Consider the following 21,177-nt stretch of genomic DNA (forward strand, 5'->3'; position numbering starts at 1 on the left):
GGCGGGTCAGCGCCACGCAGGCAGTGCGGCCTGGTGGAGCCAGGCGTCGAAGAATCCGTGCAGCGGCTCTCCGCCGATCTCCTCGGCCAACGCGACGAAATCCTCGGTGCAGACCACGCCTCCGCGGTGCTGCGCGACCCATCGCTGCAGCAGCCGCCCGAAGTCCTGGGCGCCGATCAGATCCCGCAGGGCCGCCAGCGTCAGCGCCCCGCGCTTGTAGACGCGATCATCGAACATGTCCGCCGCACCCGGATCGCTGAGCCGCAGGTCCTGGGGCAGGGTGCTCAGCCGCTCGTGCTGGTGGGCCGCATGCTCGGCAATCCTCGGCCCACCGGAGTACTCCGACCACACCCACTCGCTGAAGCAGGCGAATCCTTCGTGCAGCCAGATGTCCTGCCATGAGCTCGCCGTCACGGCATTGCCGAACCACTGGTGGGAGAGCTCGTGCGCGATCAGCCGTACGGCGCCCCAGTCGGCCGAGCAGTGGTTGCGTCCGAAGGTCGACAGGGCTTGCGACTCGAGCGGGATCTCCAACGCATCGTCGGTGATCACGCAGGTGTAGGAGTCGAACGGGTAGGGCCCGAACGCGTCCTCGAAGCACGTCAGCATCTCGCGTTGCCGACCGAAGGATGCCGCGAACGCGTCCGCGGGCAGTCCCTCCGGCCGGAGGATCCGCATCGGTACGCCGGGCCCGTCCAGCGACTGCTCCCGGTACTTCCCGATCTGCACCGACGCCAGGTACGGCGCCATCGGGTGGCGCTGCTGGAACGTCCATGTCCGCCGTGAGCCACGGCGTTCCACCGCGCATGTCTGGCCGCTGAAGGCCGCGGTGTAGTCGGCGGGCACGGTGAGGTGTACGTCGTAGCGGGCCTTGTCCCGCGCCTGGTCGTTGCACGGGAACCACGACGGCGACCCGTGCGGTTGCGAGGCCACGATCACCCCGTCGGTGAGCTCCTCCCAGCCTGCCTCGCCCAGGGTGGTCGAGCGCACCGGCCTGGGGTTGCCGCCGTACTCGATGCGGATCGTGAGCTCCGATCTGGCGGGCGCGGGCTGCTTCAGGGCGACGGTGAGCCGCTTCGCCTTGCGGGTGTACTTGCCGAGCGTGGCACCCGTCACGGACACCTTCGCCACGCGCAGCTCGTGCAGGTCGAAGCGCAGTGCGGAGGTCTCGGTGAGGGTGTGCAGCCGTACCACGGCCACGCCGCCGAGCAGGTTGCTGCGGGGTTGGTAGGTCAGGTCCAGCTGGTAGTGGTCGACGGCGTAGCTCGGGTCGCCGTGTCCAGGCATGTAGGTATCGGTCGTCTCGGGCATCACCGGGGTGTGCGGTCGGGTCACGCTCCCTCCTCCCAGGGGCCGATCGGGTTGCCGAGCCACCGGGTGCGGCTCGGTACGGATTCACCGCGCATCACCAGCGATGCGGGTCCCACTGTCGCATCACGGTCGAGATGCGCAGCAGGCAGGATCACACTGTTCGGTCCGAGAGTGGCTCCGGCACCGATGACCACGCGGTCCATGGCGAGCACCCGGTCGTGGAACAGATGGGTCTGCACCACGCATCCGGCGTTGATGCACGATCCTGCGCCCAACTCGACCAGATCCGGTTCGGGAAGCCAGTACGTATCGCACCAGACGCCGTCGCCGATCTTCGCCCCCATGGCGCGGAACCACACGTTCAGGGCGACGGTGCCCTGTGCCAGGGAGCAGAACCATCGTGCGGCGAGAACTTCGGTGAAGGTGTCGGCCAGCTCGCCGCGCCACACCGCCCCGCTCCACAGCGGGTGCTCGCTGACGCGGTGCGCACCCACCAGGAGCCACTTCGCCGCCACCGTGACCCCCGCGGCGATCAGGCCGGCGAGCAGCAGGACCAGCGGGCCGAGCAGCACCGCGGCGATGAGGCCCGTCCAGGACCAGGGGTTATCGGCCGAACCTCCGAGGAGTGCCAGCAGCGTGGTGCCTACGACGAGCATGAGGCACACGGAGCCGAACAGGGGGATCACCCGGCAGGTCTCGACGACTCCACGCAGCACCCGCAGGCGGGTGCTCGGTTCGTAAGTGCGCGTCTCGTCGGCCGGCCCGCCCTCGCGGCGCAGCTGGGTGGGCGGACTGCCGATCCATGACGTCCCCGCTCGGGCGGTGCCGCGCTTGGGTGCTGCGGAGAGGACGGCCACGAGTGAGGCCTTCGGGATCTTCCGTCCCGGTGCGGCCATCCCGGAGTTGCCGAGGAAGGCGCGTTTGCCGATCTTCACGCGTTCGGCTCGCAGCCACCCACCGGTGAGCTCGTAGCCGCCGACGAGCGTGTCGTCCGCGAGGAAGGACTGGTCGCCGATCTGTGTCAGCTTCGGGATCAGCACCACCGTGGATGCCTCGACGCCGCGGCCCACGCGGGCGCCGAGGGCTCGCAGCCACCACGGCGTGAGTGCCCCGGCATACAGGGGAAAGAGCCAATCGCGGGCTTCGTCCATGAGCCGTACGGTGGCCCACACGGCCAGCCCCCGCCCGGAGCGTACGGGCACCGGGCCGCTGCGGATAGCCGGGGCGAGGATCCGCACGACGGCGATGACCAGGATCATCAAGGTCGCATATCCGACCAGCGCGGCCAGCGGCAGCCACGGCCATACCGTCGCCCACGCGTGGCTCAGGTCCGTCGCAGTGCGCAGCGCCGGCCACAGCACCAGCGCACCGACCGCCGCGGCGCACCAGGGCAGGGCGGCCAGGAACGTGCCGATGACGGCGTAGCCCGTCACCCAGGCGCGGCCACCGGCGGGGGCTCGCTTGGACCAGGGGCCGCGGGCGGAGCCGGTGACCTCAGCGGGAGATCCGGAGACCAACCGTTCGGCCCGCACCCTGCCGGCGACGAACGATCCCGCGGCCACTTCGGCGCCCCGGCCCACCGTGGCCCCTGGGCCGAGCGTGCTCCGGGCACCGATCCGCGCCCGGGCGGCGATCGAGATCCGGCCCAGATGCACCCGATCACCGTCGATCCAGGCACCGGTCAGATCCACCTCGGGTTCCACGCAGGCACGCTTGCCGATCCGGAGGAAGCCGGTGACCGGTGGCAGGGAGTGCAGATCCACGTTCGCGCCGATCTTGGCGCCGAGCAGGCGTGCGTACCAGGTGATCGATGCGGCGCCGGCGAGCCCCGTCGCGGCCAGTTCGTCTTGGATCCGGCCGGCCAGCCAGTACCGCAGATGAACCTTCCCGCCGCGGGGGTAGGTGCCCGGCTGGATGCCGCGCAGCACCGCGCGGATCAGTCCGGCTGCGACGAGCATCCGGCCCTGCGGGAGGAGGAACAGTGCAGTGGTGAGGGCCACCAGCCAGATCGGGGGCGCCGGCCACCAGCTGAGTACCGGATGCAGCAGCACGCCGGCGAGCAGGAGCCAGGCGATCCATCGCAGTGTCGCCAGTGCGCGCAGCGGGTAGAACGCGAGGATCTGCCCCACCTTCGTCCTGGTGCGGATGGGGGAGACGGCTCGGTTCGTGCGTGTGGTGGTCGTGCTGGACTGGACGAGACTGTCCAGATAGGCCGACAGCGCGCCGAGGGTTGGGTAGGCGTAGATATCCCCGACGGCGACCTCGGGATGGCGTGCCCGGATCCGCCCCACGGTCTGTGCCGCGGTGAGCGAACCTCCGCCGAGGTCGAAGAAGTCCGCTCCGGCATCGGCCGGTTCCGCGGCGAGTACGTCGCGCCAGATGCCCACCAGCCATTCCTGGGTGGGTGACCACTGTGCGGTCGTGCTCGGTGCGCTAGGCAGCGGCCACGGCAGCGCGTCCCGGTCCACCTTGCCGGACGTGCGGGTGGGGAGGGTGTCGACCACGGCGAGGCGGGGTACCAGTGCCGCCGGCATGCGCTCGCGCAGCAGCGCGAGGGCGGCGCTGTGATCGAAGGTCTCCTCGACGGTGAGGTAGCCGACCAGCACCTGGTTGCCGGCGGAGGTCGTGCGCACGGCGGCGGCGGCGCCGGCCACCCCGGCCAGTCGCAGCAGCTGCCCGTCGATCTCGCCGAGCTCGATCCGCCGACCCCCGAGCTTGATCTGATCGTCGGCCCGCCCGGCGAAGACCAGGCCGGCCGGGTCGTTCCTGACCAGGTCGCCTGAGCGGTATCCGCGCGCCCAGCCCAGGGTGGGCACCGGTGCGTACTTCTCGGCGTCCTTGTCCGGATCGAGGTAGCGGGCCAGTCCCACTCCGCCGATGATCAACTCGCCGGTCTCACCTTCGGCCACCGGGACGCCGTCGTGATCGACGACGGCGAGGTCCCACCCGTCCAGCGGCAGTCCGATCCGGACCGGATCGGACCCGTCCAGGGGTGCTGCGCATGCCACCACGGTGGCCTCGGTGGGGCCGTAGGTGTTCCACACCTCGCGACCGGGCCCCTGCAGCCGGGCGGCGAGCTCGGCCGGTGCCGCCTCGCCGCCGAGGATCACCAGCCGGACACGTTCCAGCGACGATGGTGGCCACAGCGCCACCAGGGTGGGCACTGTGGAGACGATGGTGATGTCGTTGGCCGTCAGCCATGGCCCGACGTCCACGCCGGAGCGCACCAGCGAGCGTGGTGCGGGGACGAGGCAGGCGGCGTGCGCCCAGGCGAGCCACATCTCCTCACAGCTGGCATCGAAACCGACCGAGAGCCCGGCCATCACCCGGTCTCCCGGTCCGATCGGGTCGGCGGTGAGGAAGAGGCGGGATTCGGCATCGACGAATGCGGCGGCACTGCGGTGGGAGACGGCGACGCCTTTGGGCGTTCCGGTCGAACCCGAGGTGAAGATGATCCACGCGTCATCGGCGGGGCGTGGGGTGCGCTCGAGGGCGGACGCGTCTGCGCCGGCGATCACCACCGAAGGTGCACTGTGGGTGCCAGGGGGAGGGTCGCCGTCGGGCGTGGCGAACTCCACCGCGGGAGCGGTGGCCGTGATCTCGAGACCGTTGCCCACGATGGCGATCACGGCTGCCTCGGTGAAGACGGTGCGCGCCCGCTCGGGCGGGTCATCCGCGTCGACTGGCACGTAGGCGGCGCCGGCTATCAGGGTGCCCAGGATGGCGACGTACAGCTCCGTGGTTCCGGAGCTCACCCGCACCCCCACCCGGTCCCCGCGGCGCACGCCGTGGGCGGTGAGCCGATCGGCCAGTTCCGCAGCAGCTTCGGCCAATTCGCGGTAGGAGAGCTGGGTGAGGCCGCTATCGAGGGCCGGGGCCTCGGGATGGGCGTTCACCGACTCCGAGAAGATGTCGACCAGGGTGCGGGCGGGGGTGGCTTGGTCGGAGGCGAGCAGCGAGGGCAGCAAGCTGGCGGCGGGCACGGGGATAGTCTGGCGCATGCTCGACCTCGCGCGCCCCATCGCTAGGTGCCGTGGGTTGTCGCCCTGAGTGAGCGACAACGACGATGAGCGGCACCTACCGAGTGCAGGGTCGGGGGTAGGTGCCGACGTTTGTCGATGTGATCTCCCGGTGACGACGATGAGTGGCACCTACCGAGGGGCGGGGCCCGGTCGAAAGGCGCGTTGCTCGATGGCTCGACCCTTGACGGCAGCGGTGCAGATCTTCTAATCTGAGTGCTGAATCGTTTCATATTTTGATGTCGACTGTCGTCCTCACCGGACTTGGAGTGCACTCACATGACCACCTCGGCCACTGCCGCCCCGCAGGTGCGCGACGCCCTCGCTGCCCAGACCATCGAGCTGCCCTCCTGGGCGTTCGGAAACTCCGGCACTCGGTTCAAGGTGTTCTCCACCCCCGGAGTGCCGCGGGATCCGTACGAGAAGATCGCCGACGTGGCGCAGGTGCACGCCTACACCGGCGCCGCCCCGCGGGTGTCGCTGCACATCCCGTGGGACCTGGTGGACGACTTCTCCGCCCTCGCTGCTTATGCTGCCGACCTCGGCGTGCAGATCGGTGCGATCAACTCGAACCTGTTCCAGGACGACGACTACAAGCTCGGCTCGCTGACCAATCCGGACCCGGCCATCCGGAAGAAGGCGATCGACCACCACAAGCAGTGCATCGACGTCATGCGCGCCACCGGGTCCACCGACCTCAAGCTCTGGCTCCCGGACGGCACCAACTACGCCGGCCAGGACGACATCCGGGGCCGGCAGGATCGGCTCGCCGAATCCCTGCAGGAGATCTACGCCGCGCTCGACCCGAACCATCGGCTGCTCATCGAGTACAAGTTCTTCGAGCCGTACTTCTACACGATGGACATCCCCGACTGGGGCACCTCCCTGGTGCACTGTCTCGCCCTGGGTGACCAGGCCGCCGTCGTGCTCGACACCGGCCACCACGCGCCGGGAACGAACATCGAGTTCATCGTCGCCCAGCTCGTCCGCCTCGGGAAGCTCGGCGCGTTCGACTTCAACTCCCGCAACTATGCCGATGACGACCTGATCGTCGGAGCGGCCGACCCCTTCCAGCTGTTCCGGATCATGAACGAGATCGTCACCAATGACGCGCTCAAGGCGGAGGCGGGCGTGAACTTCATGCTCGACCAGTGCCACAACATCGAACCGAAGATCCCCGGCCAGATCCGCTCGGTGATGAACGTTCAGGAAGCCACCGCTAAGGCGCTGCTGGTGGACCGCGAGGCCTTGCGCGAGGCGCAGACCTCCGGTGACGTACTCGGTGCCAACGCCGTGCTGATGGACGCCTACAACACCGACGTGCGCCCGCTGCTCGCCGAGATCCGCGCCGAGAAGGGGCTGGCCGAAGACCCCTACGCCGCCTTCAACGCCTCCGGATACCTCGACCAGATCGCCGCCGACCGGGTCGGCGGGCAGCAGGCCGGCTGGGGCGCCTGAGCGCCCCGACGCATCTCTCGACAGTTCATTCCCCCATCCAGAAAGCGATCATGACGAACCAGGCAGTCACCGACCTGATCACCCGTTCCAACCGCCTCGGCGCCGACCCCCGCAACACCAACTACGCGGGCGGCAACACCTCCGCCAAGGGCACCGAGACCGACCCGGTCACCGGCGAAGCCGTCGAGCTGTGCTGGGTGAAGGGCTCCGGCGGTGACCTCGGCACCCTGAAGGAGTCCGGTCTGGCCGTACTCCGCCTGGACCGGCTCCGCTCGCTCGTCGACGTCTACCCCGGACTGGACCGCGAGGACGAGATGGTGGCCGCCTTCGACTACTGCCTGCACGGCAAGGGTGGCGCCGCTCCGAGCATCGACACCGCCATGCACGGACTGGTGGACGCCCCGCACGTGGACCACCTGCACCCCGATTCCGGCATCGCGATCGCCACCGCCGCCGACGGCGAGGCCCTCACCTCGACCATCTTCGGTGACCGCGTGGTGTGGGTGCCGTGGCGCCGCCCCGGGTTCCAGCTTGGGCTCGATATCGCCGAGATCAAGGAGGCCAACCCCCAGGCCATCGGCTGTGTCCTCGGTGGCCACGGCATCACCGCCTGGGGTGACACCTCTGAGGAGGCCGAGGCCAACTCCCTCGAGATCATCCACACCGCGGAGAAGTACATCACCGAGAACGGCAAGGCCGACCCGTTCGGCGCCGTCCGCCCCGGCTTCGAGGCGCTCCCCGAGGCCGAGCGGCGCGCGAAGGCCGCCGCGCTCGCCCCGGTGATCCGCGGTATCGCCTCCACCGACGCCCCGCAGATCGGTCATTTCACCGACGCAGGCGTCGTGCTGGACTTCCTGGCCAGCGAGAAGCTCGCTCCGCTGGCCGAGCTGGGCACCTCCTGCCCGGACCACTTCCTGCGCACCAAGGTCAAGCCGCTCGTGGTGGACCTGCCCGCCGATGCCCCGGTCGAGGACGTGGTGGCCCGGCTGGAGGAACTGCACGAGAGCTACCGCGCCGACTACGCCGGCTACTACGAGCGCCACGCCAGCGCGGACTCGCCAGCGATGCGCGGCGCCGACCCGGCGATCGTGCTGGTCCCCGGCGTCGGGATGTTCTCCTTCGGCAAGAACAAGCAGACCGCGCGGGTGGCCGGTGAGTTCTACGTCAACGCCATCAACGTGATGCGCGGCGCCGAGTCCCTCTCCACCTACGCCCCGATCGAGGAGTCCGAGAAGTTCCGGATCGAGTATTGGGCGCTGGAGGAGGCCAAGCTCCAGCGGATGCCCAAGCCGAAGGCGCTGGCCACCCGGGTGGCCCTGGTCACCGGCGCCGCCTCGGGGATCGGCAAGGCCATCGCCACGCGTCTGGCCGCTGAGGGTGCCTGCGTCGTCATCGCCGACCTCAACCTCGAGGCCGCCGAGGAGGTGGCCACCGAGCTCGGTGGGCCGGACGTCGCCGTCGCCGTGACCTGCGACGTGACCGACGAGGCGCAGGTCAGCGCCCTCATCGACGCCGCCTCGCTCGCCTTCGGTGGCGTGGACCTTGTGGTCAACAACGCCGGCCTGTCCATCTCCAAGCCGCTGCTGGAGACCTCCACGAAGGACTGGGACCTCCAGCACGACGTGATGGCCCGCGGCTCCTTCCTGGTGGCCCGCGAGGCGGCCCGGGCGCTGATCGCGCAGAAGCTCGGCGGCGACATCGTCTACATCGCCTCCAAGAACTCGCTGTTCGCCGGCCCGAACAACATCGCCTACTCGGCCACCAAGGCCGACCAGGCCCACCAGGTGCGGTTGCTCGCCGCCGAACTGGGGGAGCACGGCGTGCGCGTGAACGGCATCAACCCCGACGGTGTGGTGCGCGGTTCCGGCATCTTCGCCGGCGGCTGGGGTGCCAAGCGGGCTGCCGTCTACGGCGTCAAGGAGGAGGAGCTGGGTCAGTACTACGCCCAGCGCACGCTCCTCAAGCGTGAGGTGCTCCCCGAGCACGTGGCGGCGGCCGTCTTCGCCCTCACCGGCGGCGACCTGAGCCAGACCACCGGCCTGCACATCCCGGTGGACTCCGGCGTCGCCGCTGCTTTCCTGCGCTGATGGTGGAGCAGGTCGCGGCCTTTGCCGCCGTTGATCTGGGCGCCACCTCCGGGCGGGTGATCCGCGCGGAGGTGGACCCGTCCAGTTCCGACGGCGTGGTGTTGCGTGAGGTGGTCCGGTTCAGCAACGGTGCGCAGGCCGACGACGGCGGAACGTTGCGCTGGGATCTCAGCGCTCTGTTCGCCGAGGTGCTTCAGGGTCTGCAGGCGGCCGGCGAGGCCGGCCCGTTGCTGGGCATCGGGATCGACACCTGGGCGGTGGACTACGGTCTGCTGGACGCAACCGGGGAGTTGCTCGCCGAACCGGTCGCGTACCGGGACTCGCGTACCGAGCTGGTGATCGAGCAGGTGCACGCGAGTGTGCCTCCGGCTGAGCTGTACGGGATCTCCGGGATGCAGCACCTGCCGTTCAACACGATCTACCAGCTGGCCGCCGAGCAGCAGGGGCCGCTGTGGGATCGGGCGGACCACGCGCTGCTGTTGCCCGACCTGCTCGCCTACTGGCTCACGGGGGAGCGGGTCAGTGAGCTGACCAATGCGTCCAGCACTGCGCTGCTCGACCAGCGCACCGGGCACTGGTCCGCCGAGCTGATGGACCGCCTGGACGTTCCGGCCGGCCTGTTCCCGCCGGTGGTGCAGCCGGGCACCCAGATCGGTACGCTCACCGCCGACGTGCAGCAGCGCACCGGCCTGGGGGCAGTGCCGGTGTACGCCGTCGGCTCGCACGACACTGCCTCCGCGGTGGCGTCCGTGCCGGCGACGGGCAGGGATTTCGCCTACATCTCCTCCGGCACCTGGTCCCTCGTCGGGGTGGAGTTGGATGCGCCGGTGCTGACTGAGGAGTCCCGCGCGGCGAACTTCACCAACGAGCTGGGTGTGGACGGCACGGTCCGGTACCTGCGCAACGTGATGGGGCTGTGGGTGCTCTCGGAGTCGCAACGCGTGTGGGCGGAGCGCGGGCAGGAGGTCGGCATCGAGGAACTGCTTGCCGAGGCGGCCCAGCTCCCGGCGCGGCGCACGGTGCTGGACGTGGACCACCCGGACTTCCTCCCGCCCGGGGACATGCCGGAACGGCTTGCCGCGCACGCACGGTCGACGGGGCAGCCGGTCCCCGAGTCCCCTGCGGAGGTGGCACGTTGCGTGATCGACTCCCTCGCGGTGGCCTACCGTCGCGCCGTCGCAGATGCCACCCGGCTCTCCGGCCGGGACGTGAGCGTCGTGCATGTGGTGGGCGGCGGATCCAAGAATGCGTTGCTGTGCCAGGCGGCTGCTGACGCCATCGGGCTGCCGGTGATCGCCGGACCGGAGGAAGGGACCGCGCTCGGAAACGTGCTCGTGCAGGCGCGCGCCGCGGGTGCGCTCAACGGCGATCTGTCCGCGCTGCGAGCCGTGGGAGCGCGCGGTCTGCCGCTACGCCGCTACGAACCGGACCTTTCCGAGCACGAGGCGTGGGCCGCCGTCGGCTGAATAGCCTGGGGCTCGGTGAGGGGCTACCGTCGTAGCCATGGGTACCGGGCTCGTCGAGCGCCTCGGCGGCGCAGCGCAGGAGGCGTTCGCCGACTCGCCCGTGGTGTTCTGCTACCTCATCGGCTCCGTGGCGCGCAGCATCCGCTCCGGCGATGACCCCGCCCGAGGGAACGACATCGATCTTGCCGTGCATTGCGGGCAGGCGCCCTATGACCTGCTCGACCTGCTGGGCCGGATCGGGACGGTGCAGCATGTCGCCGACCGTGAGGTTGACCTCGTGGTTCTCGACGACGCTCCCCTGCGCCTGGTGGCGAGGGCTCTGCGCGACCGCATCGTCCTCTACTCGGACGACGAGCCGGCGCGTGTCCGGTACGAAGATCTGTATGGACGCATGGCACTCGACCATGCGCTGGTCGCCGAACCGCTCGATCGCGAGCTCCTCGCGGCTCGCGCGCGGATGCTCTGATGGTTGATCCCACTCGACTGCGCTCGATCCTCGATCGTGTCGCCGCCGACATCGAGCGGCTGGAAGCGCTGGGCACCGCGGAATCGGAGACGGACCTCGACGCCGCGAAGTACCGATTGGTGACGGCGATCGAAGGGCTCGCGAGTGCGGGCAGGCACGTCATCGGCTCACGAGGATTGCGGGGACCGGAGACGTACGCGGACACGTTCGTGGTGCTGGCCGAGGTAGGTTGTCTCGACGGTGAGACCTCGGACGTCGCCCAGCGGATGGCTCGATTCCGCGACCTCTTGGTCCACGGGTACGCCGAGATCGACGACGACCAGGTGCGGCAGATCCTCCGTTCGCACCTGGGTGATCTGAAGCGCCTTGTCGGCGCTCTGGCGGCGACGGCGACACGATGATCGAGGTCCACAGCCCGTAGCGTTCCCATCCGAACTGTCCGTGGCTGCGAACCACGAGCATGCCAGGAACTCGTGGCCGTCGCGCCGCTGCCCCGTCCCGTCTTCCGCGCGCCCGCCATGCGCTGACCGGGGTTGTCTCCGCGGCCGCCGGGATCGGGGTGGCGCACACCGTCGCGGCCCTCACCGTGCCCGCTGCCTCGCCGCTGCTGGCGGTGGGCAGCGTAGCGATCGATGCCGCACCCACTCCCGTGAAGGAGTTCGCGGTCCGTACGTTCGGCAATGCCGACAAGCCGGTGCTGCTGGCCGGGATGGCGGTCGTCCTCATCCTGCTGACGGCGACCCTGGGCCTGCTGGCCAGCCGTCGCCCTTGGGTGGGGGTGACCGGGATGCTGGCCCTCGGTGCCGTGGCCGCAGCTGCCGCCCTGACGCGAACGCCTGGCGTGCTGGCTGCGGTGCCGGGCGCTGTAGCGGGCGCAGTGGCGGCCGCGGGGATGCTCTGGGTGCTGGCTGGTCTCCGAGGGCGGACAGGCGGAGGCGCCGACGCCGACAGCGATGGCTCGCCAGTCTCGGAGTCCCCTCTGGACGGCCCGCATGTGCGGACCGGGCGGTTCGTCCCGAGCCGTCGCGGTGTACTGATCGGTGGACCTACCCTGCTCGCGGCGGCCGGGGTCGGTGGTGGCGCGCTCCTCACCGGCCTGCGCAGTGGGGATGCAGCGCTCGGTCGTGACCTCGTCCTGCCCGAGGCTGCCGACCCTGCGGCGGCACTGCCGGGTGGTGTCCAGCTCGAGGTGCCCGGGATGACGCCCTTCCGAACCGCTTCGGACGACTTCTACCGCGTGGACATCGCCCTGAGCACCCCGCGGATCGATGTGGATACGTGGTCCTTGCCCATCGGTGGGCTCGTCGACCGCCCGGTCACGCTGCTCTACCAGGACATCCTCGACATGCCGCTCACCGAGCGGTGGATCACGCTGACCTGCGTCTCCAACCCGGTGGGTGGTCCGTACGTGAGCACGGGTCGATGGCTCGGAGTCCCGCTGGTGGATCTTCTCGAGCAGGTGGGCGTGCAGCCGGAGGCCGACCAGATCTTCACCGAGAGTGCCGACGGCCTGACCATGAGCATCCCCCTGGCAGCCGCCACCGACGGCCGCGACGCCATGCTGGTGGTGGGGCTCAACGGGGAGCAACTCCCGGTCGAGCGAGGTTTCCCCGCACGGTTGATCGTGCCCGGATTGTTCGGCTTTGTCTCGGCGGCGAAGTGGCTCACGGATCTGCGGCTGTCCACCTATGCCGCCGATCAGGCGTACTGGACCGAACGAGGGTGGGCGACCGATGCCCCGGTGCTCACCCAGGCCCGCATCGACGTACCGGGATCGTTGGAGCGTGTGCCGGCCGGTCAGGTGACGATGGCCGGCGTTGCGTGGGCGCAGCAACGCGGCGTCGACATGGTCGAGGTGAGGGTGGACGGCGGACCGTGGCAGGCCGCCGAGCTCGCCGCCGATGGCGGTGCGGACCTGTGGCGTCAGTGGCAGTTCACCTGGGAGAGCACGGGAACCGGGCGGCATGACGTGCAGGTCCGAGCTACGGACAGCACCGGTGCGACCCAACCGGAGGAACGGACCGATCCGGTGCCGGACGGCGCACGGGGATGGCACTCCATCGCCTTCATGGTCGAGGACTGAACCGGCTAGACCGAAAACTCTGTGCGATCAGGACCCATCCGGTCCCGCACGGGCTCCGAACCCCTCCTGACAGACCCACAGATGACTGACACTCAGTCGCCCGATCCAAGGAGAATGACCGTGAAGATCCGCACTCTGGCGCCGGCCCTGACCATCGCGGCCGCCCTGACCCTGGCCGCCTGCTCGGGCGGCGAGACCGACACCGACGGTACCGAGACCGGTGCCGAAGAGACCACCTCCGAGGAGACAGCCGAGGAGCCCGCCGAGGAGCCGACCGAGGAAGAGGCGGAAGCGGTGGCTGCTCAGTTCGGCCCCGCGTGCGCCGACATCCCCGCCGATGGCCCGGGAAGCTTCGACGGGATGGCGCAAGACCCGGTCGCCACCGCGGCGAGCAACAACCCCGCGCTGTCCACCCTGGTGGACATGGTGACTCTCGCCGAGCTGGGTGACACCCTGAACGGCGCGGAGGACATCACGGTGTTCGCCCCGGCGAACGCCGCCTTCGAGGCGCTGCCGGCCGAGACCGTCGAGGCAGCACAGGCCGACCCGTCCGGACTGCTGACCCAAGTCCTGACCTACCACGTGGTGCCGGAGCGGCTTGCCCCGGAGGACCTCGCGGGCACCTTCGAGACCCTGCAGGGTGCGGAACTGACCGTGGAGGGCTCCGGTGAGGACTTCACCGTCGGTGCCGACGGCGCTGCCGTGGTGTGCGGGAACGTGCAGACCGCCAACGCCACCGTCTACATCATCGATGGGGTACTGCTTCCGCCGAGCGAGTGATCGCAGGCTCGACTGATACGCACACGCACGATGGCGCCGGGACCCGAGAGGTCCCGGCGCCATCGTCGTCCTGACGAACAATCGGCATCACGGGCACCCGTCCGTGTGATCTTCACCAGCGTCGAGGTGACAATTCGCCGGCAACTGACATACCGAGTGCGGTCTGAACCACGGCGGTAGGTCACTCTGCCGAACCTGTGTCAGACCTGCCGGGTGGATTCCTCGCCCGTCCCAGCACGTGACCGGGCGGTCCGAGAAACCGGTCTCTCGCCTATAGTGGTGCACTGTCCGTCCCGGACCCGACCACTGGAGAAGTCCACGATGACCACTCGCCGCCGTTACGCCGTCGCCGGAACGGGTACCCGTTCCACGATGTACCTCAGCTCTCTCACCGACGCCTACGCCCACGTCGGCGAGCTCGTTGCGGTGTGCGAGCCGAACCCGGCGCGTGCCGCCTATCACGGCGCAGACCTCTCCTTCGACGTGCCCCGCTACGAGGCGGCCGACCTGGAGCGGATGATCGCCGAGCAGCGCATCGACCGCGTGGTGGTGACCTCCCCGGACCACTCGCACGCCGACCTGGTGGCACGATCCATGCGCGCCGGTGCGGACGTCGTCGTGGAGAAGCCGCTCACCACCACGGCCGAGGGGGTGCGCGTGATCACTGAGACGATGCGCGAGACGGGCCGTGACCTGGTGATGACGTTCAACTACCGGTATTCCCCGCGCAACTCCGAGCTGCGCCGGGTGATCGCCGGCGGTGAGATCGGTCGGGTCCTCTCGGTCCACTTCGAGTGGGCCCTCGACACGGTGCACGGCGCGGACTACTTCCGCCGCTGGCACCGCCAGAAGGACAACTCCGGGGGCCTCCTGGTGCACAAGTCCTCCCACCACTTCGACCTGGTGAACTGGTGGATCGGCGCCAGCCCCGCCCGTGTCTACGCCACGGGCGGGCTGAAGTTCTACGGGCCCGACGGCGCAGGTGCGGCAGGTGCAGGCGAGCGGCCGGCGAAGGGCCGGGACGCCGTCGCTGGGGACCCCTGGGCGATCAACATGGCCGCCGACCCCAAGCTCAAGGCGCTCTACCTGGACGCCGAGGAACACGACGGGTACGTGCGAGATCAGGACGTCTTCACCCCCGGGATCACCATCGAGGACAACCTCGGCCTCACCGTGGACTACGCCAATGGTGCGTTCCTCACCTACTCGCTGAACGCGCACGCCCCGTGGGAGGGCTACCGGGTCACCGTGAACGGCACCGAGGGCCGCGCCGAGCTCGACGTGGTCGAGCGTGGGTGGGTGGACAACCCGAACGTGGTGGACCCCTCCGCCACCCCCGACGGCGCCGCCGGCGATCAGGTGCGCCCGACGGGGGAGCGGCTGGTGGTGCAGCGGCACTGGGAGCCGGCCCGTGAGGTGGTCATCCCGATGGGGGCCGGCAGTCACGGCGGTGGCGATGCGATCCTGCTGCGGGACATCTTCGAACCCGGCACCCAGGACGATCCGCTCGGGCGCGCCTCGGGCGTGCTGGACGGGGTGCGTGCCGTCAGTGTAGGAATCGCTGGGAACATCTCGCTCGCCGAGGGGCGTCCGGTGGCTGTGGAGGAGCTGGCACTGGGCGTGGACCTCGCCGAGCAGGACCTGACCTAGGAGGAGCGCACAGATGCCCCGGTACTGCTTCATCAATCGGGTACGGCCCGACCGGATCGCCGAGTACACCGAAGCGCATGCCGCGGTGTGGCCGGAGATGCTGGAGGCGCTGCGCGACTCCGGCTGGCGCAACTACCAGCTGTACCTGGCCCCGGACGGGCTGCTCGTGGGGCACTTCGAGGCTGACGACTACGAGGCGGCCCAGGCGGCGATGGCCAAGACCGCCGTGAACGAGCGGTGGCAGGCGGGCATGGAGCGATTCTTCACCAACCCTGGCAACCCCGACGAGGGGTTCGAGCTGCTACCGGAGGTCTTCAGCCTGGAGGACCAGCTCGAGGCGAACGGACTGCCCACCGAGATCTGACGATCCGGTGACGGATGCGCGCTAGGGCCACGGACATGTGGTCGGCCACCGTACGGTCGTGCCATGAGGCGACTCGGGGTGGCGGCGGTGCTGTCCGGGATGCTGCTTGTGGCGTGCGCGGCACCGGCCGATGAGCCGACGCCCGAACCAACCGTGCAGCCCACGGCGGTACGCAGTGGCAGCGCGTCGCCGTCCGAGGCGGAGCCACCGCCCGGTCTCGAGCCGGCAGCGGTCGAGGAGTCCTTCACCTGCCTGACCGAGCTCCCGGCCTCGCAATGGCTGGTCGATGAGGAGGCAGGGATCGCCGGGGCCCTGGCCGGTTCCGGCGAGACCCTGGTGATCCTGAGCCGCCAGGTGAACGGCGACCTGTGCTCGTGGGCCTTCTTCGCCGAGCAGCTCACCGACGCCGGCTACCAGGTCGGGCTGCCCAGCTACCGGTCCGGTGACCCGATCGCGCTGCAACTGGGGCTCGCGGCGACCGCGCGGGAGCAGGGGGTCGAGGATGTGCTGCTCGTGGGTGCCTCGATGGGTGGGACCTACGCGCTGGGCGCCGCGGCAGTGATGGACCCAGCGCCGGCGGGCGTGGTCGCACTCTCCCCGCCGTCCGAGTTCGACCCGCCGGGGCCGGCGCCCGTGGTGGACGCCGTGGCGGCTGCTGACGAGTTGGCGGCACCGCTGCTGGTGTTGGTCGGCGCCGAGGACGCGGCCTTCGTCGGGCCGGCCGAGTCGATCGGTGCGGCTGCCGGGGTGGACCCGGTGGTGCTGGAGGCCGATGAGCACGGGATTGCGCTCGTGCGGGAGCACGATGACGTGCGCCAGCAGGTGGTCGACTTCATCGCCGATCCACGCTGAGAGCGGCCGCGCGTCAGCCGTTCGACAGGGCGATGAGCAGGGCGGCGACCATGACCAGCAGGGCGACGCCGGCGATGCTGAACGCACCGGCGCGGAGACGTTGCGGGAGTGCGAACGGCAGGCTGCAGACCAGCACGAACCCGAGCACGAGAAGTGCGACGGTGCCGACGATCCGCGAGTATCCGTGCGGGTCGGTCATCGGGTCGGTGGATAGATAGGACGAGACCACCGTCTGGCCCACGAGGAGGAAGGGCACCGCGGCCACCCCGCTGATCACCAGCGCGACGATCCGGCCTGCGGCCCAACGAGCGGGTTCCGGGGGTCGGCCATCCGGGTAGCGCGGGTCGAACTCGGTCATGGTTCGTCACGATAGCGAATGACCCACGCACCGGAACAAGGGGGCTATCAACTGGCTGTGGATGACTGCTGCGGCGCGTGGTTGTTCGTGCCTACAGTGCGGCGGTGGCACAAGGTCGAGGCAGCAGTGGTCCGCATCCGCACGACGCGCTGTTCCGAGCGGTGGTCGGGATTCCAGAGCATGCCGCCTCCGTGCTGGCTTCAGTTCTCGCTCCGGAACTCGTCGGCCGGTTGGAACTCGAAGGGTTGCGTCCCGAGTCGGGCGACTTCGTGGACGAGGACATGCAGTCGCGCCATAGTGACCTACTGTTCACCACGCGCATGAACGGCCACCCGGCGCACGTTCTCGTACTCGTTGAGCACCAATCCAGCCCGGATCGGTGGATGGCGCTGCGAATCCTGGACTACACCACCCGAATCTGGGGGCGGCACCGCTCCCAGGAGCCCGGCGATCCGCTCTTGCCAGCCGTGCTGCCGGTGGTGATCTACCAGGGGAGGCGCCGCTGGAATGCCCCGACGAGTGTGGACGGGTTGTACGACCCCGAGAGTGCGCGTGCCTTGGGGTCGTTACTGCCACGGCACGAGTTTGTGCTGCACGACCTGACCGGCGTGAACATTCAGGACCTTCTCGCAGCCCCGTTGACGCCGGCTGCCCGGCTCGCGCTGGCCATGTTGAGGTTCGCGCCGCGCCAGGAGCACCTGGCCGGCGTGCTGGAGCAGTTCACTCCGGATGTGTTGGATCTGGTGCACCGAGCCGGGGCAGATCGGATGTTCGCGACTATCATGGAGTACGCCTTCCAGGTCAGTGATACTCCGCCAGCGCAGTTGCGTCGGTTCTTCGAGGATCTGGGTCCAGATGCACAGGAGGCATATATGTCCACCACGCTCGAACGAGGACGCGCCGAAGGGCGGGCTGAAGGCCGAGCTGAAGGGCGAGCACGGGAGGCCCGTCTGCTGGCGCGCTTGCTGGCCACCCAGTTCGGTCCTCTCACCGCAGCGCAGACCGAGCGAGTGACAGGCGCAACATCCGAGCAACTCGATGCCTGGGTAGACAGGCTCGCCGAGGCGACGGGCATCGACGACGTCCTTCGCTGACCCGGAGAAGTGCCGAACTCTTCCGGTCGACACTTCGCGCCCAGCCGGAAAGCGCTTGCCGTAACCGTGGGTTATCGGGCAAGATGGGCGCACACGCCCCCGATCTCAAGGAGTTGTCTCGTGCCCAAGGTCGCGCTCGTCACCGGAGGGAACCGAGGCATCGGCCTCGGTATCACCCACGCCCTGCTTGACGAGGGGTATGCGGTGGCGATCCTCGCGACCCGCCCGGAACCGACCGAGCTCATCGCCGAGCTGAGCGAGCGAGGCGAGGTGCTCTACGTGCAGGGCTCCGTGGCGGAAACCGAGTCGCACGAGCGCTACGTCAGCGCCGCGCTCGAGCGCTGGGGCCGGATCGACCTGCTCGTGAACAACGCGGGTGTGGCACCCTCGGTGCGCGCCGACATCCTAGAGGCGGAGCCGGAGAGCTTCGACCGGGTGCTCGGCATCAACCTGCGCGGCCCGTACTTCCTCACCCAGAGGGTGGCGAATGCCATGCTCGCCGGGCGGGACAAGCAGGAGCAGCAGAGCCATACCACCGACGGTGTCGTCGGCACGATCATCAACGTCTCCTCGGTCTCGGCCACCTTCGTCTCCACCAACCGTGGCGAGTACTGCGTCTCCAAGGCCGGCGTCGGGATGGCCACCCAGTTGTTCGCCGCCCGCCTCGCCCCGGAAGGCATCGTGGTCTACGAGGTCCGCCCGGGCGTGATCGCCACCGACATGACCGCCGGGGTGAAGGAGAAGTACGACGCCCAGTTCGCGGACGGTCTGGCCCCGATGCCCAGGTGGGGTGCGCCGTCGGACGTGGCGGGCGCCGTCGTGCAGCTCTCCGCGGGGAAGATGCCCTACTCCACCGGCGAGGTCATCAACGTCGACGGTGGGATGCACATCCCGCGTCTGTGACCACCAGGCCGCACCCGACCCCCGCCGGGTGCCCACAATCTCGGCTATATCTCACCGAATGAGCGAGATTGCCCGCACTCGCGATGAAGGATGGCAGGACTGATGACCAGCACGAGCGACACCGCCGACATCCCCGGCGCCACGATCGAGACGATCGCGGGCCACGAGATCCCCGTCGTCACCGCCAACACCGTGGTGGTGGGCACCGGCTCGGCCGGGTTCTGCGCGGCGGACCGGCTCTGGGAGTTCGGTCAGGACGACGTGGTGATGGTGACCGACAAGGTCGGCGCCGGGGCGAGCCGCAACGCCGGCTCGGACAAGCAGACCTACTACAAGCTCAGCCTCTCCGGCCCCGAGGGTGACTCGGTGCACGAGATGGCACAGACGCTCTTCTCCGGCGGGGCCATGGACGGCGACAACGCCCTCGCCGAAGGGGCCCTCTCCGCCCGTGGCTTCCTGCGGTTGTGCGACCTCGGTGTGCCCTTCCCGCAGAGCCGTTACGGAGAGTTCGTCGGGTACAAGACCGACCACGACCCGCGCCGCCGGGGCACGAGTGTGGGCCCGTACACCTCCCGCTCGATGGTGGAGCAGCTGGAGAAGAAGGTCGCCCGCAACGGCACCCCCGTCTACGACGACTGCCGGGTAGTCGACCTGATCGTCCGGGACGGGAAGATCGCGGGCCTGCTGCTGCTGCGCACCGACGTCCCGCACGACGGCGAACGCTCCCCGTACCTGCTGATCCGCTGCACGAACGTCGTCTACGCCACCGGCGGTCCGGCCGGCATCTACGCCACCCGCGTGTTCCCGCACGGGCAGTGGGGCGCCTCGGGTGCGGCCTACCGCGCGGGCGTGCATGGCAAGAACCTCACCGAGTGGCAGTTCGGACTCGCCTCGATCAAGCCGCGCTGGAACGTCTCCGGCACCTACATGCAGGTGGTGCCCCGGTTCATTTCCACCGACGCCGACGGCGGCGACGAGCGCGAGTTCCTGCCTGAGTCGATCCCGGACTACGGCCGCCTGATCACCCTGGTGTTCCTCAAGGGCTACCAGTGGCCGTTCGACATCCGCAAAGCCCGCGACGGGTCCAGCCTGATCGACCTGCTCGTCTACCGGGAGACGGTGCTGCGCGGGCGACGGGTGTTCCTCGACTTCCGCTCCAACCCGGTCCAGGAGGACTTCGACCCGGACGCCCTCGCCCCGGAGGCGCGCGAGTACCTGGAGAAGGCGGGTGTGCTGTTCGGCACCCCGATCGAGCGGCTGCGCGCGATGAACGAGCCCGCGTACCAGTTCTACCTGGAGCGAAACCCGCAGGTGGACCTGGAGCAAGAGATGCTCGAGGTGGACGTGTGCGCTCAGCACAACAACGGCGGGCTGCTCGTGGACGCCTGGTGGCAGTCCAATGTGGCCGGCTTCTTCCCGGTGGGGGAGGCGGGCGGGGCACACGGGGTCTACCGCCCCGGTGGCGCCGCCCTGAACAGCGGCCAGGTGGGTGCCACCCGCGCAGCGCAGTTCATCGCGGCCCGCCGCACCGACGCCCCGGTCGAGCAGGATGTGTTCGCCGATGCCGCGGCGCCGGTGGTCGCGGGTGCGGTCGCGCTCGCCGAGACCGCCGCCGCCCGCCGTGCCAGTGGCGCACCGGACAACACCGGTGACCTGCTGACTCAGGTCCAGGAACTGATGAGCGCCAAGGCCGGGCCGGTGCGCTCGCCGGAGTCGATCCAGGAAGCCCTCGTGCAGGTGCACGAGTGGTTGAGCAACTACGACGAGCTCATCAGCGCCGACCAGACCTCGCGCCGATCGATGAACCGCACCTTCCTGGTGCGCGACATCCTCACCACCGCCTATATCTACCTGAGCGCGATGGCCGATTACGTCGCCCACGGAGGCAAGTCGCGCGGGTCCGTTCTCTACACCGACCCGCAGGGCCAGCTCCCGCTGGTCGGGTACGGGCAGAACGCCGACGTCGAGCTGGACCTGCCCGAGCTGTTCCGGTTCTCCCTGGACGGCGGAGCGCTCGCCGGTGAGGTGCAAGAGGCCGCCTGGGCGTCCCCGTCCGATGCGTCCGGCGGGAACGGCGCATGCGCGCCGGATCAGGTCCCGACGGCGGAGCCTGAGTTCACGCAGGTCCTCACCCGGGAGGTGAATGACCCGGCAGGACGCCCCGTCTTCCGGTGGCGGCCCGTGCGGCCCGTCCCCGAAGACGACGACTTCTTCGAGAATGTGTGGAAGGCCTACCGCGAGGACGGCAACATCCACTGATCGCCGCCCCCGCACCGACCCGCGGCA

Annotated in this window: 16 protein-coding genes; 13 read left to right on the top strand and 3 right to left on the bottom strand. The window is 69.6% G+C overall.

Features of this window, described 5'->3' with window-relative positions:
• Positions 1-6: 6 nt before the first annotated feature.
• The gene (locus BLU77_RS00515; protein WP_245708602.1) at positions 7-1,335 is read right to left on the bottom strand and encodes a M1 family metallopeptidase; all 1,329 of its coding nucleotides are present in this window, start codon (positions 1,333-1,335) and stop codon (positions 7-9) included.
• Complete coding sequence (locus tag BLU77_RS00520) at positions 1,332-5,312, bottom strand: Pls/PosA family non-ribosomal peptide synthetase (RefSeq protein ID WP_089771210.1); 3,981 nt, start codon at positions 5,310-5,312, stop codon at positions 1,332-1,334. The genes BLU77_RS00515 and BLU77_RS00520 overlap by 4 nt, the downstream gene beginning before the upstream one ends.
• Positions 5,313-5,609: 297 nt before the next feature.
• On the opposite strand from BLU77_RS00520, the gene rhaI reads away from it, so the two are divergent.
• The 10 genes from rhaI (at position 5,610) to BLU77_RS00570 (ending at position 16,536) form a co-directional block, all read left to right on the top strand.
• Entirely contained in the window at positions 5,610-6,788 is a 1,179-nt protein-coding gene (gene rhaI, locus BLU77_RS00525) for an L-rhamnose isomerase (RefSeq protein ID WP_089771211.1), read from the top strand.
• Between the two features lie 50 nt (positions 6,789-6,838).
• Positions 6,839-8,875 (top strand): bifunctional aldolase/short-chain dehydrogenase, encoded by a 2,037-nt coding sequence (locus BLU77_RS00530; protein WP_089771212.1) that lies wholly within the window; start codon positions 6,839-6,841, stop codon positions 8,873-8,875.
• Entirely contained in the window at positions 8,875-10,341 is a 1,467-nt protein-coding gene (locus BLU77_RS00535; protein WP_089771213.1) for a rhamnulokinase, read from the top strand. Before BLU77_RS00530 ends, BLU77_RS00535 begins: the two co-directional genes overlap by 1 nt.
• Positions 10,342-10,378: 37 nt before the next feature.
• Positions 10,379-10,807, top strand: a complete 429-nt coding sequence (locus BLU77_RS00540; protein ID WP_089771214.1) for a nucleotidyltransferase domain-containing protein — start codon at positions 10,379-10,381, stop codon at positions 10,805-10,807.
• A complete protein-coding gene (hepT, locus tag BLU77_RS00545; RefSeq protein ID WP_089771215.1) occupies positions 10,807-11,208 on the top strand; it encodes a type VII toxin-antitoxin system HepT family RNase toxin in 402 nt (133 codons plus the stop codon). Before BLU77_RS00540 ends, hepT begins: the two co-directional genes overlap by 1 nt.
• Before the next feature lie 59 nt (positions 11,209-11,267).
• Complete coding sequence (locus BLU77_RS00550; protein ID WP_089771216.1) at positions 11,268-12,890, top strand: molybdopterin-dependent oxidoreductase; 1,623 nt, start codon at positions 11,268-11,270, stop codon at positions 12,888-12,890.
• A 114-nt stretch (positions 12,891-13,004) separates the two neighbouring features.
• Positions 13,005-13,670: a fasciclin domain-containing protein gene (locus BLU77_RS00555; protein WP_089771217.1), complete on the top strand. Its 666-nt coding sequence runs from the start codon at positions 13,005-13,007 to the stop codon at positions 13,668-13,670.
• A gap of 321 nt (positions 13,671-13,991) precedes the next feature.
• Positions 13,992-15,320, top strand: coding sequence for a Gfo/Idh/MocA family protein (locus BLU77_RS00560; RefSeq protein ID WP_089771218.1), 1,329 nt, complete (start codon positions 13,992-13,994; stop codon positions 15,318-15,320).
• A gap of 13 nt (positions 15,321-15,333) precedes the next feature.
• A complete protein-coding gene (locus BLU77_RS00565) occupies positions 15,334-15,684 on the top strand; it encodes an L-rhamnose mutarotase (protein WP_089771219.1) in 351 nt (116 codons plus the stop codon).
• A gap of 63 nt (positions 15,685-15,747) precedes the next feature.
• Positions 15,748-16,536 (top strand): alpha/beta hydrolase, encoded by a 789-nt coding sequence (locus BLU77_RS00570; protein WP_139177488.1) that lies wholly within the window; start codon positions 15,748-15,750, stop codon positions 16,534-16,536.
• A gap of 13 nt (positions 16,537-16,549) precedes the next feature.
• Here the strand turns inward: BLU77_RS00570 and BLU77_RS00575 are convergent, their stop codons facing one another.
• Positions 16,550-16,894, bottom strand: coding sequence for a hypothetical protein (locus BLU77_RS00575; RefSeq protein WP_089771221.1), 345 nt, complete (start codon positions 16,892-16,894; stop codon positions 16,550-16,552).
• A 104-nt stretch (positions 16,895-16,998) separates the two neighbouring features.
• Here BLU77_RS00575 and BLU77_RS00580 point away from each other — a divergent pair, with 104 nt between their 5' ends.
• The 3 genes from BLU77_RS00580 to BLU77_RS00590 all read left to right on the top strand — a co-directional run bounded on the left by BLU77_RS00580 (position 16,999) and on the right by BLU77_RS00590 (position 21,150).
• Positions 16,999-17,988, top strand: coding sequence for an Rpn family recombination-promoting nuclease/putative transposase (locus BLU77_RS00580; RefSeq protein WP_175476883.1), 990 nt, complete (start codon positions 16,999-17,001; stop codon positions 17,986-17,988).
• 120 nt (positions 17,989-18,108) lie between these two features.
• The gene (locus BLU77_RS00585; protein ID WP_089771223.1) at positions 18,109-18,891 is read left to right on the top strand and encodes a 3-ketoacyl-ACP reductase; all 783 of its coding nucleotides are present in this window, start codon (positions 18,109-18,111) and stop codon (positions 18,889-18,891) included.
• A gap of 102 nt (positions 18,892-18,993) precedes the next feature.
• Complete coding sequence (locus BLU77_RS00590; protein WP_089771224.1) at positions 18,994-21,150, top strand: FAD-dependent oxidoreductase; 2,157 nt, start codon at positions 18,994-18,996, stop codon at positions 21,148-21,150.
• Positions 21,151-21,177: the final 27 nt, after the last annotated feature.

Origin of the sequence: Ruania alba (genome assembly GCF_900105765.1) — a bacterium.
Lineage (GTDB): Bacteria > Actinomycetota > Actinomycetes > Actinomycetales > Beutenbergiaceae > Ruania > Ruania alba.